Origin of the sequence: Streptomyces sp. x-19, assembly GCF_046549115.1 — a bacterium.
In the GTDB taxonomy this organism is placed as follows: domain Bacteria; phylum Actinomycetota; class Actinomycetes; order Streptomycetales; family Streptomycetaceae; genus Streptomyces; species Streptomyces albulus_C.
Window position 1 is genome coordinate 262,740 of record NZ_JAJPWK010000002.1, and the last position, 13,934, is coordinate 276,673.

At 72.3% G+C, this 13,934-nt stretch carries 12 protein-coding genes; 6 read left to right on the forward strand and 6 right to left on the reverse strand.

Annotation, left to right across the window (positions count from 1 at the left end; genetic code table 11):
• Positions 1-107: 107 nt before the first annotated feature.
• Complete coding sequence (locus tag ACLJT4_RS05510; protein ID WP_411121232.1) at positions 108-698, forward strand: hypothetical protein; 591 nt, start codon at positions 108-110, stop codon at positions 696-698.
• Positions 695-2,089 (forward strand): carotenoid oxygenase family protein, encoded by a 1,395-nt coding sequence (locus ACLJT4_RS05515; protein WP_411121233.1) that lies wholly within the window; start codon positions 695-697, stop codon positions 2,087-2,089. The genes ACLJT4_RS05510 and ACLJT4_RS05515 overlap by 4 nt, the downstream gene beginning before the upstream one ends.
• Positions 2,090-2,201: 112 nt before the next feature.
• Here the strand turns inward: ACLJT4_RS05515 and ACLJT4_RS05520 are convergent, their stop codons facing one another.
• The 4 genes from ACLJT4_RS05520 to ACLJT4_RS05535 form a co-directional block, all read right to left on the reverse strand.
• Positions 2,202-3,338: a MerR family transcriptional regulator gene (locus ACLJT4_RS05520; RefSeq protein WP_411121234.1), complete on the reverse strand. Its 1,137-nt coding sequence runs from the start codon at positions 3,336-3,338 to the stop codon at positions 2,202-2,204.
• Between the two features lie 265 nt (positions 3,339-3,603).
• Complete coding sequence (locus ACLJT4_RS05525) at positions 3,604-4,521, reverse strand: metal-dependent hydrolase (protein ID WP_411121235.1); 918 nt, start codon at positions 4,519-4,521, stop codon at positions 3,604-3,606.
• 122 nt (positions 4,522-4,643) lie between these two features.
• Positions 4,644-6,494, reverse strand: coding sequence for an SDR family oxidoreductase (locus ACLJT4_RS05530; protein ID WP_411121236.1), 1,851 nt, complete (start codon positions 6,492-6,494; stop codon positions 4,644-4,646).
• Positions 6,491-7,357 carry a M24 family metallopeptidase gene (locus tag ACLJT4_RS05535; RefSeq protein ID WP_411121237.1) on the reverse strand — a complete coding sequence of 289 codons (867 nt, stop codon included), beginning with the start codon at positions 7,355-7,357 and terminating at the stop codon, positions 6,491-6,493. Before ACLJT4_RS05535 ends, ACLJT4_RS05530 begins: the two co-directional genes overlap by 4 nt.
• 328 nt (positions 7,358-7,685) lie before the next feature.
• On the opposite strand from ACLJT4_RS05535, the gene ACLJT4_RS05540 reads away from it, so the two are divergent.
• The 4 genes from ACLJT4_RS05540 to ACLJT4_RS05555 are packed head-to-tail and all read left to right on the forward strand — an operon-like array spanning position 7,686 to position 11,400.
• Entirely contained in the window at positions 7,686-8,747 is a 1,062-nt protein-coding gene (locus tag ACLJT4_RS05540) for an ABC transporter ATP-binding protein (RefSeq protein WP_411121238.1), read from the forward strand.
• The gene (locus tag ACLJT4_RS05545) at positions 8,744-9,637 is read left to right on the forward strand and encodes an ABC transporter permease (protein ID WP_016570616.1); all 894 of its coding nucleotides are present in this window, start codon (positions 8,744-8,746) and stop codon (positions 9,635-9,637) included. The genes ACLJT4_RS05540 and ACLJT4_RS05545 overlap by 4 nt, the downstream gene beginning before the upstream one ends.
• 49 nt (positions 9,638-9,686) lie before the next feature.
• The gene (locus ACLJT4_RS05550; protein ID WP_016570615.1) at positions 9,687-10,598 is read left to right on the forward strand and encodes an ABC transporter ATP-binding protein; all 912 of its coding nucleotides are present in this window, start codon (positions 9,687-9,689) and stop codon (positions 10,596-10,598) included.
• A 25-nt stretch (positions 10,599-10,623) separates the two neighbouring features.
• A complete protein-coding gene (locus tag ACLJT4_RS05555) occupies positions 10,624-11,400 on the forward strand; it encodes an ABC transporter permease (protein WP_038520527.1) in 777 nt (258 codons plus the stop codon).
• Between the two features lie 57 nt (positions 11,401-11,457).
• On the opposite strand, the gene mltG is transcribed toward ACLJT4_RS05555, so the two are convergent.
• Positions 11,458-12,282: an endolytic transglycosylase MltG gene (gene mltG / locus ACLJT4_RS05560; protein ID WP_411121239.1), complete on the reverse strand. Its 825-nt coding sequence runs from the start codon at positions 12,280-12,282 to the stop codon at positions 11,458-11,460.
• 291 nt (positions 12,283-12,573) lie between these two features.
• Complete coding sequence (locus ACLJT4_RS05565; RefSeq protein ID WP_411121240.1) at positions 12,574-13,866, reverse strand: CynX/NimT family MFS transporter; 1,293 nt, start codon at positions 13,864-13,866, stop codon at positions 12,574-12,576.
• Between the last annotated feature and the right edge of the window lie 68 nt (positions 13,867-13,934).

The following is a 13,934-nucleotide window of genomic DNA, read 5'->3' on the forward strand; positions in this document are numbered from 1 at the left end:
GGGAGGGTGGGAACGCCGCTCCCGACGCAGTTGCAGCCGCGCCCGCCGGCCGGTGCAGCGTCGACCAGTCGCCCGATGCGATCGGGCGCGACCGAAATGGGGGGATCATGAATTACCTGCGGAGCTTCATTCCATGGCTGGTCTTCGCGGGGGTGTCCACGGCCGGCTGGCAGTGGGGGGCGCTCGTCGGACTGGTGGCCTCGGTGGCGCTGCTGATAGCGGACCGCGCCGCGGGACTCGGCCTGGAATCCCGGCTGTTGGAGTACGGCACCATCGTCTTCTTCACGGGCCTGACCGCCGTCGCCTTCGCCCGCCCCGACAGCGGCGTCGAGGCGTACAGCAGCGCCCTGTCAGTGGGGTGGCTCGCGCTCATCGCCTGGGTCTCGCTCGCCGTGCGGCGCCCCTTCACCATGGCGATCGCCCGCCGGATGGCACCGCCCGAGGTCTGGCGCACCCCGCTGTTCCGGCGCATCAACGTCGCCATCACCGCGGCATGGGCCCTGTCCTTCACTCTCAGCGCTGCTGCCCAGGTCGTGATAGCCGCCTACGGCTTCGGCGCGGCCCTCTCGGTCCTCGTGCAGATCGCCGGATTCGTCCTTCCCCTCCGATTCACCGCCGCCTATCCGGACCGGGCACGGGCCCGCTTCCTGCAGCAGTCCGGCGCGCGGCTCGACGTCCAGGGAGGCATGACCTCATGAGCACAGCTCCGTCCACCACGGTGTCCGCCGCATCGGCCGCACCGCCGCACCTGGCCGGCAACTTCGCCCCGGTCACCGACGAACTGACCGCCTACGACCTCCCGGTCACCGGCTCCATCCCGACGGAGCTCACCGGCTGGTACCTGCGCAACGGTCCCAACCCGCAGGACGCCGACAGCCCGCACTGGTTCTTCGGGGACGGCATGGTCCACGGCGTGCGTCTGGAGGGCGGACGGGCCGTCTCCTACCGCAACCGCTGGGTGCGCACCTCGACCTTCGTCGACCGCGTCCGCGTCATCGACGCGCAGGGTCACCACGACCCGACCGCCGGGGTCGCCAACACCCACGTCGTCCGGCACGCCGGTCGCACGATGGCGCTGGTCGAATCGTCCTTCCCCTACGAGATCGACTGCCGACCCGGGCACGAGCTGGAAACGGTCGGACCCCACGACTTCGGCGGCCGACTCACCACGGCCATGACCGCCCACCCCAAAACCTGCCCCACCACCGGTGAGCTGCACTTCTTCGGCTACGGCCATTCCACGGGCCGCTACCTGACCTATCACCGCGCAGACGCCGCAGGGGAGTTGGTGCTCAGCCGTCCGATCGACGTCCCCGCTGCCACGATGATGCACGACTTCCATCTGACGGCCCGCCACGTCGTCTTCATGGACCTCCCGATGGTCCACGACCGTCAACGTCCTGGCATGCCGTACCGCTGGGATCCGGAGTACGGGGCCCGCTTGGGAGTGCTGCGCCGCGACGATCCGCACGGTGAGGTCCGCTGGCTGGCCATCGATCCCTGCTACGTCTTCCACGCGCTGAATGCCCATGACGACGGCGAGCACCGGATCGTTCTCCACGTCTCTCGCTACGCCGCGCTGGACGGCCGCTCGACCCCCTGCCTCTGGCGCTGGACCGTCGATCTCGCCACCGGCACCGTGGCCGAGGAGCAAATCGACGACCAGGCAGGTGAGTTCCCCCGAATAGACGACCGGCTCGCCGGACAGCCCGCCCGCTTCGGTCACGTCACCTCCGCCGACGGACCCGGCACCGGCGGACGCCCCGGCGCGCTGCTCCGCTACGACCTGAGGACCGGCGCGGTGGCGCGGTACGACTTCGGGCCGGGACGCACCCCGGGCGAGGCCGCGTTCGCCCCCGCCGACGACCGGCCGGGCGGACCGGGCTGGCTGATCACCTACGTCTATGACGCGACGAGCGACACCAGTGACCTGGTGATCCTCGACGCGGACGACCTCACGGCCGGCCCGGTCGCCACGGTGTCCCTGCCCCGCCGGGTGCCGTACGGCTTCCACGGCAACTGGTTGCCGGACCCGGCCGTGTGGCGCCCTCCGGAGGGGCGGTCAGGCGGGAGGGCCCGTCCGGCGTGATCCTTGACAACTGCACAGTGCGGCAAGCCTGAGCTGCCCTGGTGAAGGGCCCAGCGCGGGAGGGGGTGGGGCGTGGGTAGGGGCCGGACGCCCGGAGGCGCACGGCGGGCGGTCAGGAACGGGGCACGTCCCCCTCGGCCGGACGGGGTTCCCGGGCGGCTGCGGTCAGGGCGTCCATGGTGCGGGCCTGCACCTCGCGCTGGGCGGCGGCGGCGATGAAGGCGGCTGTGCGCTGCGGCCCGACCAGATCGCGTACGGCCTGGACGGACGCGCTGGGCAGCGACACGGCCTCGGTGCCGGGCGCGGGACAGGGGTCCGCGTCGGGTTCGGGAGCCGCTGCCTCCGGCAGGTGCCGTGGCCCGTCCTCGGTCCCTCTCGTGGGCCGCCTGCCGGCGTCCCGTCCCTCCGGGACTGGCGGCTCGGGCCACCGCGCGGCCGGCCCCGAGGCACTGCCCGACCGTTCCGTCGGAGGGCTGTCGGATTGCGGCTGGCCGGGCGTCAGTGCCTCGGTGAGGTGGTGACGGATGTACCGGGTGGCCAGGGTGCGCATGGCGCGGGCCAGTTCGGCGTCGATGGTCTGCTGGGCGAGCGGTCGGAGGCGGCGTACCAACGCGGTGGCCTCCGCCGTCTCGGCCTCGGTGGGGGCATGGCGGAGGAACGTCCGGAAGACGTGCTCGGTGGTGAAGTCCAGGAAACGCGAGGCGATGTGCTCGACCTGGCCGCGCACCTCCCGCAGGTGCTCGGAGATCGCCAGGAGCGGGACGCCCGCGGAGTGCAGTTCGGCGGCGACGGCGAGTTCCTGGGGGCTGGGGACCAGGAACTCGTCGTCCCGGCCGGGGACGCGTTCCAGGACGCCCAGGTCGACGGCCTCGGCCACCGCTCGCTCGTCGGGGGTGCCGCCGAAGGCGGCGTCGAGGTCGGTGCGGCTGATGCGGGTCGGCTTCTCGTCGGTCCATGGCCCGTCGATCTCGGCGACCAGGCCCAGGACGCCGCCCAGGTCCCGTCCGGCGTCCCAGGCTTCGAGGAGTTCCTTGATGCTGGCGAGGGTGTAGCCGCGGTCGAGCAGGTCGGCGATCTGGCGAAGCCGCGCCAGGTGGGCGTCGCCGTACACGTTGGCGCGGCCGCGGCGCTCGGGGCGGGGGAGCAGTCCCCGGTCCTGGTAGGCGCGGATGGTCCGGACCGTGGCGCCGGTGAGATGGGCCAGGTCCTCGATCCGGTACTCGGCCGTCGGCGGCTGCTCGGTCGTCACTGCGGTGCTCCTTACGGGCGGCTCCCCCTCCGAGGAGGGCCGATGTGCCGGTCAGCCGTCACGGGACGGCTGCCTACGTGGCGGTTGCCTGCGGGTCGCCGGGTCGCCGGGCCGGGGGCGCCGCGGACCTCGGCAGCGGCACCGTTGGCCGTGCCACGGGCCGGGCGCGGCGGTGCCACGATACGGCTGCCCGGCTGCCCGGCTGCCCGGCTGCCTGCTCCGAAGTCCGCGGGGCCCGGCCGAGCAGCGCCCGGGTGGGGACTGCCTAGCGGAGCGCCGCGCGGCCCACCGCACCCGCTGCGGCGCGGGCGGCCGGGGAGGAGGCGAGGTAGGCGACGGCGGCACGGAGCGATCCTTCCTGCGACGGGTGATAGGAGCGCCGCAGGTAGCGGGGGATCGCCGCGCCCAGTTCCCGCCAGGTGGGCAACAGCCCTTTGCGCACCGCGCGGTTGTGTTCGCGGAGCGAGTAGCGGGCGGGAGCGGCCAGTTGGGGGTCGTGGCGGAGCAGGTAGGCCGCGCCCCAGGCCCAGAGGTACAGCAGGACGGGGGCCGTCACGCCCATGGCCAGGACGCGGCGGGCGTAGCGGGCGGGGTCCCGGCCGCCGGCGTGCTGGTACATGTCGAAGGCGACCGCGCGGTGCTCGACCTCTTCGGCGCCGTGCCAGCGGAGCAGGTCGAGCATCACCGGGTCCGGGTCGGCGCGGTCCAGTCCGCCGGCGGCCAGGACCCAGGTGCCGAGCACCGCGGTGAACTGCTCGATGGCGGCGATCAGGGCCAGCCGGAAGCGCAGCCACTCCCGTTCGGGGATCGGGACGCCGAAGGGGGGCCGGTCCCCCAGGAGGTGCTCGAAGAGGAAGTCGACGTGCCGGGTGTAGGGGTCGGTGGCAAGGCCCTGGTGGGTGAGGTGGTCCAGGACGTAGGAGTGCTGGACGCTGTGGGTGGCCTCCTGGCCCATGAACCCCTTGACGTCCTGGCGGAGTTGCTCGTCCTCGACCAGGGGGAGGGCCTCCTTGAAGACCTTCACGAACCACCGCTCACCGGCTGGGAGCAGCAGGTGGAGCACGTTGATCACATGGGTGGCGGTGGGTTCGTCCGGTATCCAGTGCAGCGGGGTCTCGCGCCAGTCGAAGGAGACTCGGCGGGGCGCGATGGGGTGGTGCTCCTGGGCGTGTGACGTGCTCATCGGCAGCTCCTGACGTGCGGGATTCTCCTGATCTCGGGGTGGCGGCCGGACCGGTGGCGTCCGGCCCGGCCGCCACCCGGCACGGGCCGTGGGGCGCCTGCGGGGCATGGCGAGCGGCGCGGCTACACCGGGGGTTCGATGCGGGCGAGGGCGCGCAGCGCCCGTGGGGTGAAGCGGGACAGCAGGTGGGCGCCGCGCGCCTCGGGGGTGACCGGGACCACCGCCTGGTTGCGGACCACCGCGCGCAGGATGGCGTCGGCGACCTTCTCCGGCGGGTAGTTGCGCATCCCGTACATCCGCGCGGCCTTGGCCTGGCGGCGCTTCTCCTCCTCGGCGGAGACCCCGGCGAAGCGGGCGGTGCCGGTGATGCCGGTGTTGACGAGACCGGGGCAGATGGCGGTGACGCCGATGCCCTGCCCGGCCAGTTCGGCGCGCAGGCACTCGCTGAGCATCAGGACTGCCGCCTTGGAGGTGCTGTAGGCGGGCAGGATCCGCGACGGTTGGAAGGCGGCGGCCGAGGCGGTGTTGACGATGTGGCCGCCCTGGCCGCGGTCCACCATCCGCTTGCCGAAGATCCGGCAGCCGTGGATGACGCCCCACAGGTTGACGTCCAGGACCTTCTTCCAGTCCTCGGTGGTGGTGTCCAGGAAGGCGCCGGAAAGCCCGATGCCGGCGTTGTTGACCAGCACGTCGACGGTGCCGTACTCGGTGTCCACCTTGTCGGCGAGCTTCTCCAACGCCGCCTCGTCCGAGACGTCGACGGCCTCGCCCCAGGCCGCCGGGGCGCCGATCAGCCGGGCCATCTCGGCGGTGCGGGCGGCACCCTCGGCGTCCCGGTCGACGGCGACGATCCGCGCACCGGCCTCCGCGAACGCGAACGCGGTGGCCCGGCCGATCCCGCTGGCCGCGCCGGTCACCAGGACCAGCTGCCCGCCGAAGCGGTCGGCGTGCGGGCCGGCGGCCACGACGTCCCTCGCCGGGTCGCCCTCCTCCTTCGCGGTGATGAACGCACCGATCCAGGAGACGAGTTGGTCCGGCCTGGTGCGCGGCACCCAGTGCTTGGCCGGGAGTGAGCGGCGCACCAGGTGGGGCGCCCACTGGTCGAGGTCGTCGTAGAGGCGCTGGGAGAGGAAGGCGTCGCCGGTCGGGGTGATGAGCTGTACCGGGCAGTGCGCGTAGGCGTCGGGGCGGGGGCGGCGCAGGCGGGCGCGGACGTTGTCGCGGTAGAGCCAGGCGCCGTGGGCCGCGTCGGTGGGCAGCGAGGCGGTGGGGTAGTCGCCGCCGGGCACCTTCTCGACCCGTTGCAGGATGCCCGGCCACCGCTTGCCGAGCGGGCCTTTCCATGCCATTTCGGGCAGTGCGGGGGTGTGCAGCAGGTAGACGTACCAGGACTTGGCGCCCTGGTTGAGCAGTTGGGCGGCGCGTCCCGGGGTGGGGCGTGCCATCCGCTTCTTGATCCAGTGGCCGAAGTGGTCGAGGGACGGGCCGGACATGGAGGTGAAGGAGGCGATCCGGCCCTCGGTGCGTCGCACGGTGGCGAACTCCCAGCCCTGGACGGAGCCCCAGTCGTGGCCCACGAGGTGGACCGGCCGGTCGGGGCTGACCGCGTCCGCCACGGCCAGGAAGTCATCGGTCAGCTTCTCCAGGGTGAAGCCGCCGCGCAGCGGTCGCGGTGCGGTGGAGCGTCCGCAGCCGCGGACGTCGTAGAGCACCACGTGGAAGCGTTCGGCGAGGCCGCGGGCGACCTCCGACCAGACCTCCTTGCTGTCCGGATAGCCGTGCACCAGCACCACGGTGGGCCGGTCGGGGTCGCCGAGTTCGGCGACGCACAGGTCGATCCCGCCGGTGTGCACCCGACGCTCCCGGGCCTCCGGGAGTCCGGTGCCGGCCGCCGTCGGCCGCCCTGCGCCCCGTTCCTGTCCGCGGCCCCGGCCACGGCCCTGGTGTTCGTGCCGTCCACGTCCCGTCTTCACGCGGCCTTCTCCTCCTGCCAGCGCCGCACGTGCGGCAGATCGTCGTCCAACCAAAAGGCGCTTTCCTGCGGGTCCTTGGAGTCCGTGACGACCAGGATCTCCTCGAACTTCGCTCCCGTGCCCCGGAAGCCGAGGTGGGGTTCGACCGCCCACAGCCCGGGCTGCGGGGGGTGGTCGGAGAAGGTGTACGGACTCCACAGCGGGGACCAGCCGTCCCGGTGGCCGTGCAGCGCGTCGGAGGCGAGGCCCTTGAGGGACTGGGTGCCGAACCCGAAGAGGGTGGGGGACCAGCGGCGCTGCCGGACGCGGTCGACCTTGTGCGCGATGACGCCGAAGGGGTAGGCGCGGTGGCGGTTGGCGTAGCCCTGGCGCACCATCAACCGGTCGACGTCCTGGTAGATCTCGCGCAGCGGGCGGCGCTCGCGGACCTCGCGCAGGATCAGCTCGCGGTGGGCTTCGAGATCGGCCAGCAGCCGGTCGTGCACGGGGTTGAGGCCCAGGCAGCCGGAGTAGCCGATGTCGGCGGTGTAGCCGTTGAGGACCGGTGCCATGTCGAGGATGAACGGCATCCCCGGCTCCAGTGCGCGGTGGGTGGGGAAGAACTGCAGCGGCACGCGGAAGTTGACGAACGCGGTGCGGTCGCCGAACCACGCGAACGGCAGGTGGAACCAGTCCCGTACACCGCGCTCGCGCAGCCACTCGCGTTGCATCCGCGCCGCCGCGCGCTCGGTGACACCGGGTTTGAGCTGGGCGGCCACCGCTTCCGCGCAGGCGTAGGCGAGCCGCTGCACCTCCCGGAATCCCCTGAGCTCGGCGGTGCGTCCTCCCGTTGCTGCTGAGGTCGCTGAGGTGACTGAGGCCATCGCCAACCGTCCGTCCGTAAGCGGTCCATCGCGGTACGTGCCCGTAACTTGCCACTGATGAATGTGACAATGACTGGAGGCTGCGTCAAGGGTGCGCGGCCGACGAGCCCCCACGGCACGGCGACGGCGGAGGCGCAAGGAGAGGACCGTCGGGAAGGCCCGGGAAGGCCCGGGAACGCCCGAGGTGAGGCCCGAAAGCACCGTTCGATCCCGGTTCCCGTGCCGCTGAAGCAGGAGAACCCCTACGGGCATGTCGTACCCGAGGGGTAGGCGAAGACCACCGCTGGGGTTGACGACGGGCGTAGTGGGGGCCACTACCGTCGAACACGTGACTGTGATCGTGACCGAAAGCCTGACCAAGCGGTACCCGCGGGTGACCGCCCTGGACCGGCTCTCCGTTGACATCGCCCCCGGCGTAACGGGCCTGGTGGGTGCCAACGGCGCCGGAAAGTCGACCCTGATCAAGATCCTCCTCGGGCTGGCTCCCGCCACCGAGGGGACCGCCCACGTCCTCGGACTGGACGTGACCAAGGACGGCAGCAGCATCCGTGAGCGGGTCGGCTACATGCCCGAGCACGACTGCCTGCCGCCGGACGTCTCCGCGACCGAGTTCGTGGTGCACATGGCCCGGATGTCCGGTCTGCCGCCGACCGCCGCCCGGGAGCGCACCGCCGACACCCTGCGCCACGTCGGGCTCTACGAGGAGCGGTACCGCCCCATCGGGGGCTACTCCACGGGCATGAAGCAGCGCGTCAAGCTGGCCCAGGCGCTGGTGCACGACCCGCAGCTGGTGTTCCTGGACGAGCCCACCAACGGCCTGGACCCGGTCGGTCGGGACGAGATGCTCGGCCTGATCCGGCGCGTCCACACCGACTTCGGCATCTCGGTCCTGGTCACCTCGCACCTGCTGGGAGAGCTGGAGCGCACCTGCGACCACGTCGTCGTCATCGACGGCGGCAAGCTGCTGCGGTCCTCCTCCACCACGGAGTTCACCAAGGTCACCGCCTCCCTGGCGGTGGAGGTCACGGACACCGACGCCCATCCGGACGGCACCGGAGCGCTGCGCGCGGCGCTCACCGCGGCCGGCGCCGCGGTGACCACCGGCGCCCCCGGCACCGAGGGTCTGGCCGCCCCGGGGCACGTCCTCTTCGTCGAGGCGTCCGGGGACGAGACGTACGACCTGGTGCGCGACACGGTCGCCGGGCTGGGGCTCGGGCTGGTGCGGATGGAGCAGCGGCGGCACCAGATAGCCGAGGTGTTCCGCGACGCGGACGCGCAGGCGGCTGCCGGTGCACCGGCGCAGCCCGGCGCCACGCCGACGGTACGGAACGCAACGGCGGAGCAGGACACCGATCGGTCCACGACCGTGGGCGGAGGGAACGCAGGATGAGTACGGAAACCACGCCCGGCGGCGCCTACATCCACAACATCGGCTACCGGCACTACGACGGCCCCCGACTCGGCCGCTCCTACGCCCGGCGCTCGCTGTTCTCGCAGAGCCTGCGCGGCGCGTACGGTCTGGGGCGGTCGGCGAAGAGCAAGGTGCTGCCGATGCTGCTCTTCGGAGTGATGTGCCTGCCCGCCGGGATCACGGTCGCGGTGACGATGTTCACCAAGGCCAGCAGCCTCCCGATCGGCTACACCCGGTACGCGATCTTCCTCCAGGCCGTCATCGGCCTCTACCTGGCGGCGCAGGCCCCGCAGTCGGTCTCCCGCGACCTGCGGTTCAAGACCACGCCGCTGTATTTCTCCCGGCCGATCGAGCGGGCCGACTACGTCGTGGCGAAGTACGCGGCGATGGCGAGCGCGCTGTTCGTCCTCACCGCCGCCCCCCTGGTGATCCTCTACGTCGGGGCGCTGCTGGGGAAGTTGGACTTCGCCGCACAGACCAAGGGGTTCGGGCAGGGGCTGGTCTGCGTCGCGCTGCTGTCGCTGCTGTTCGCGGGGATAGGGCTGGTCGTCTCGGCGCTCACCCCGCGCCGTGGCTTCGGCGTCGCCGCGGTGATCGCCGTGCTCACCATCCCGTACGGCGCGGTCAGCGCCATCCAGGGCATCGCCACCCTCCAGGGCAGCGAGGCAGCCGTCGGCTGGCTGGGGCTGTTCTCCCCGATCACCCTCGTCGACGGGGTGCAGTCCACGTTCCTGGGCGGCACCAGTTCCTTCCCCAACGGACTGACGCCGTCGACCGGCGCCGGATGCGTGTACCTCCTCGTCTCGCTGCTCGTCATCGTCGGCTGCTACGGCCTGCTGATGCGCCGCTACCGGAAGGCCGGACTGTGACCTCCCGCCCGTCGCCCGCACACCGCCCCGCAAGGAATGGGCTGCACCCGTGAACACTCTTCACATCGACCACGTCTCGCGCTGGTTCGGCAACGTCGTCGCCGTCAACGACATCACCATGACCATCGGCCCCGGCGTCACCGGACTGCTCGGTCCCAACGGCGCCGGCAAGTCCACCCTCATCAACATGATGGGCGGCTTCCTCGCCCCCTCCAACGGCACCGTCACCCTCGACGGGACGACGATCTGGCGGAACGCCGCGAGCTACCGCCACATCGGCCTCGTCCCGGAGCGCGAGGCGATGTACGACTTCCTCACCGGGCGTGAATTCGTCCTCGCCAACGCCGAGTTGCACGGCCTGGGCCGGGCCGCGGCGGCCCGGGCGCTGGCCACCGTCGAGATGGAGCACGCCCAGGACCGCAAGGTCTCGACGTACAGCAAGGGCATGCGGCAGCGGGTGAAGATGGCCTCCGCGCTGGTCCACGACCCGTCGGTGCTGCTGCTCGACGAGCCGTTCAACGGCATGGACCCGCGGCAGCGGATGCAGCTGATGGAACTGCTGCGGCAGATGGGCGACGAAGGCCGCACGGTCCTGTTCTCGTCCCACATCCTCGAAGAGGTCGAGCAACTGGCCTCGCACATCGAGGTGGTGGTGGCCGGCCGGCATGCCGCCTCCGGCGACTTCCGCAAGATCCGCCGGCTGATGACCGACCGCCCGCACCGCTACCTCGTCCGGTCCGACGACGACCGGGCGCTGGCCGGGGCGCTGATCGCCGACCCCTCGACGGCCGGTATCGAGGTGGACGTCGTCGAGGGCGCCCTGCGCATCCAGGCCGTCGACTTCGCCAGGTTCACCGCGCTCCTGCCGCGGGTCGCCCGTGACCACGGCATCCGCCTGTTGACCGTCTCGCCCTCCGACGAGTCGTTGGAATCCGTCTTCTCGTACCTCGTCGCGGCCTGAGGCCAGAAAGGAGCCCTGAGGCACCATGTCCACGACCTCTCCCGCGGCCCCGCCGGCGCCTGCCGCCGCGCCCAAGGCCGCGCTCTTCCACCCGACCGTCGCCCGGCTCACCTACCGCGCGCTGCTCGGCCGACGCCGCGCCCTGATCCTCTTCGCGCTGCCGGCCCTCCTGGTGGCGATCGCGCTGATCGTCCGAGGGCTGACCGGTGCCGACGACACGACGGCCGGCGGCATCCTGGGCGGTTTCGCGCTGGGCACGATGGTCCCGCTGATCGGCGTGATCGCGGGGACGGGCGCGATCGGGCCGGAGATCGACGACGGCTCGGTGGTCTACCTCCTCGCCAAGCCGGTCCGCCGCTCGACGATCATCATCACCAAACTGCTGGTGGCGATCGGGGTGACCGCCGTGTTCTCGGCGATACCAGTGCTGGTCGCCGGGTTCGTGCTCAACGGCAACAGCCAGCAGATAGCCGTGGCGTACGCGGTGGCGGCGGCCGTCGCCTCGGTCGCCTACAGCGCCCTGTTCCTGCTGTTCGGCACCCTCACCCGGCACGCCGTGGTCTTCGGCCTGGTCTACGCCCTGGTCTGGGAGGCGTTCGTCGGGAACGTCGTCCCCGGGGCGCGGACCCTCAGCGTCCAGCAGTGGGCGCTCGCGGTGGGGCAGAAGGTCGGCGCCGAGGGAGCCCTCAGCTCCGCGGTCCAGCTCCCGCTCGCGGTCTGCCTGTTGGTGGCCGTCACCGGCGCGGCGACCTGGTACGCGGCGCGCCGGCTGAAGTCGCTGACGCTGGCCGGGGAGGAGTGAGCGAAGGCCGTTCCGGCCGGCCGGGGTGCCTTCCCGGTCGGCCCGACCGGCGTCGGGTCAGCCGCCGGTGGAGGTGTCGCCGGCGGCGGTGTCCTTCTGGGAGTTGTTGAACTCCTGCACGTTGCGCAGGTGCTCTCGGTAGTCGGCGGTGAAGCGGGTGTCACCCGGTTTGACGGTGACGAAGTAGAGCCAGTCCCCCGCGGGCGGCGCGGCCGCGGCCTTCAGCGCGTCGGCACCCGGATTGTCGATCGGGGTCGGCGGCAGGCCCTGGAACTTGTAGGTGTTGTAGGGGCTGTTGGTGCGGGTGTCGGCGTGGCTGGTGCGCAGCGTGCTGCGACCGAGCGCGTAGTTGATCGTCGAGTCCATCTGGAGCGGCATGTTCCGGGCGAGCCGGTTGTCGATCACCCGGGCCACCTTGCCCATGTCGGCCGGCCGGTCCGCCTCGGCCTGCACGATGCTGGCGATCACCACCGTGCGGTAGCTGGTGACGCGGTCGGCGGCCAGCCGCTGATCGGCGGTCTTGACCATGTACGTGAGCAGCGATGCCGGCGTGGTGCCCTTGCGCAGCGGATAGGTGGCCGGGAAGAGGTAGCCCTCCGGGTTGCCCTGCGCTTCGGCGGGCAGGTCCAGGTGCGCGGTCTTGGCGGCCTGCGCGGTGGTGCCGGCGGGAACCTTCAAGGCCCGGTCGACGGCCGCGTAGATCTGGCTGGCCCGCTGTCCCTCGGGAACGGTGAGCTGTCCGCTCTGCCGCTCGCGCAGCAGCCGCGGCACGATCAGCACGACGAGGGCGACCACGACGCACAGGACGGCGCCGAGCAGGATCCAGCCGGCGCGCGAGATCCGCGGTCCGGGCCGGTGACCGGTGTGCTGAACATCGCTCATGGGGGCACGGTAGGCCAGCCCGCCGCGTTGCGGGACCCGCCCGGCGCAGCGGACCGGAGCTCGGAACGGCGCGGACCGGACGCGGAACGCCGGTGCCGGCACCGCGCGGGGCGGCCCGGGGGCCGGCGTCCCGCACCGAACCGTCGGCAGCGGGGCCACTAGCCCGTTGGTGGGGCGGTGGCGTGGCGGTGGCGGGCGGCGGACGCCGCAACGCCCGCCCTCGCCGCAGCCCCCCTCGCCCCTCGGCCCTTACCGTTCGGCCCGCACCGTTCGGGCCTCGGCTCTTCTCCCTCAGGCGGCAGCCCGCTCCCCGATGCGGCGGTCACGGCCGGCGCCCAGACCCAGGAGGGCCAGGCCGGCGCAGACGACGAGCAGCAGGCACAGCGGAACGGTCCAGCCGTCGGTGGCCTGGTGGACGGCGCCGAGGGCCAGCGGGCCGACGGCGGCGAGGAGGTAGCCACCGGTCTGGGCCATGCCGGAGAGCCGGGCGGCGGTGTGCGCGTCGCCGGACCGCAGCACCATCATCGTCAGGGCCAGGCCGAGGGCGCCGCCCTGGCCGACGCCGAGCACCGCGGCCCACAGCCAGGCACCCGCCACCGGCGCGATCAGCAGCCCCGTGACGCCGCACGCCATCAGGATGGAGACCATTACGCCCAGCAGCCGTTGACGGCGCATCCGGCCGGCGAGCGTGGGGACCACGAACGAACCGGCCATCTGCACCAGCGTGCTGAAGGCGAAGACCAACCCCGCCTCGCTCTTGCCCATGCCGTGGTCGGTGAAGATCGTCGGCATCCAGGCGATGACCACGTACGCGATCAGCGACTGCGAGCCCATGAAGAGGGTCACCTGCCAGGCGAGCGGCGAACGGGTCAGCTTCGGGCCGTGCTCGGTGGTGTGGGCGGGCGCCGCCGCGGCCTCGCCGTGGTGCGTGCCCCGGCGGGCGATCACGGCCTGCGGGAGCCAGACGAGGGCGGCGACGGCGGCCAGCAGCGACCAGGAGACCAAGGAGCCCTGCCAGCTGCCGAGCGCGTTCTCCAACGGGACGGCGGAGGCGGCCGACACGGTCGCACCGAGGATCATCGCGGTCGAGTAGAGCGCCGTCATGCTCGCCGCCCGCTCGGGGAAGTCCCGCTTGATCAGGCCCGGCATCAGCACGTTGAGCAGGGCTATGGAGCCGCCCACCACCGCGCAGCCGGCGAAGAGCGCGGCGACCGGCGGCGCGATCCGCAGCACGATGCCGCCGCAGAGTGCGACCAGCGCGCCGCACAGCGCCGCCTCGGTGCCCCAACGCCGCGCCAGCCGCGGCGCGATGACCGACCCCAGGCCCATGAAGATCAGCGGGATGGTGGTCACCAGGCTGCTGGCGGTGGCGGCCAGGTGGAAGTGCTGCGCCATCTCGTTGAGCAGCGGGGAGACCCCGGCGAGCGCCGCGCGCATGTTCACCGCGGCGAGCACGATGCCGGTGAGGAGGAGCGCGGGGTGAGCCCGCAGCCGGCGCCGGGCGGTGGCCACCTGCGGCGCGGGGATCAGGTCTTCCTCGGCGTCGATGAGGTCGACCGGAGCGGTCGAATCGGTCCCTGACATGCGTGCGTACCTAGCCAATCGTGCCCTCGTGCTGGGGAGGGCGGAGAAGGTCAGAAGGGGGAGGGGAG

Bases quoted from the DNA above. Each gene is read 5' to 3' on its own strand.
- ACLJT4_RS05555 (WP_038520527.1), top strand. From the start codon at position 10,624: ATGTCCACGACCTCTCCCGCGGCCCCGCCGGCGCCTGCCGCCGCGCCC.
- mltG (WP_411121239.1), bottom strand. From the start codon at position 12,282: ATGAGCGATGTTCAGCACACCGGTCACCGGCCCGGACCGCGGATCTCG.
- ACLJT4_RS05545 (WP_016570616.1), top strand. From the start codon at position 8,744: ATGAGTACGGAAACCACGCCCGGCGGCGCCTACATCCACAACATCGGC.
- ACLJT4_RS05525 (WP_411121235.1), bottom strand. From the start codon at position 4,521: ATGAGCACGTCACACGCCCAGGAGCACCACCCCATCGCGCCCCGCCGA.
- ACLJT4_RS05515 (WP_411121233.1), top strand. From the start codon at position 695: ATGAGCACAGCTCCGTCCACCACGGTGTCCGCCGCATCGGCCGCACCG.
- ACLJT4_RS05510 (WP_411121232.1), top strand. From the start codon at position 108: ATGAATTACCTGCGGAGCTTCATTCCATGGCTGGTCTTCGCGGGGGTG.
- ACLJT4_RS05565 (WP_411121240.1), bottom strand. From the start codon at position 13,866: ATGTCAGGGACCGATTCGACCGCTCCGGTCGACCTCATCGACGCCGAG.
- ACLJT4_RS05535 (WP_411121237.1), bottom strand. From the start codon at position 7,357: ATGGCCTCAGTCACCTCAGCGACCTCAGCAGCAACGGGAGGACGCACC.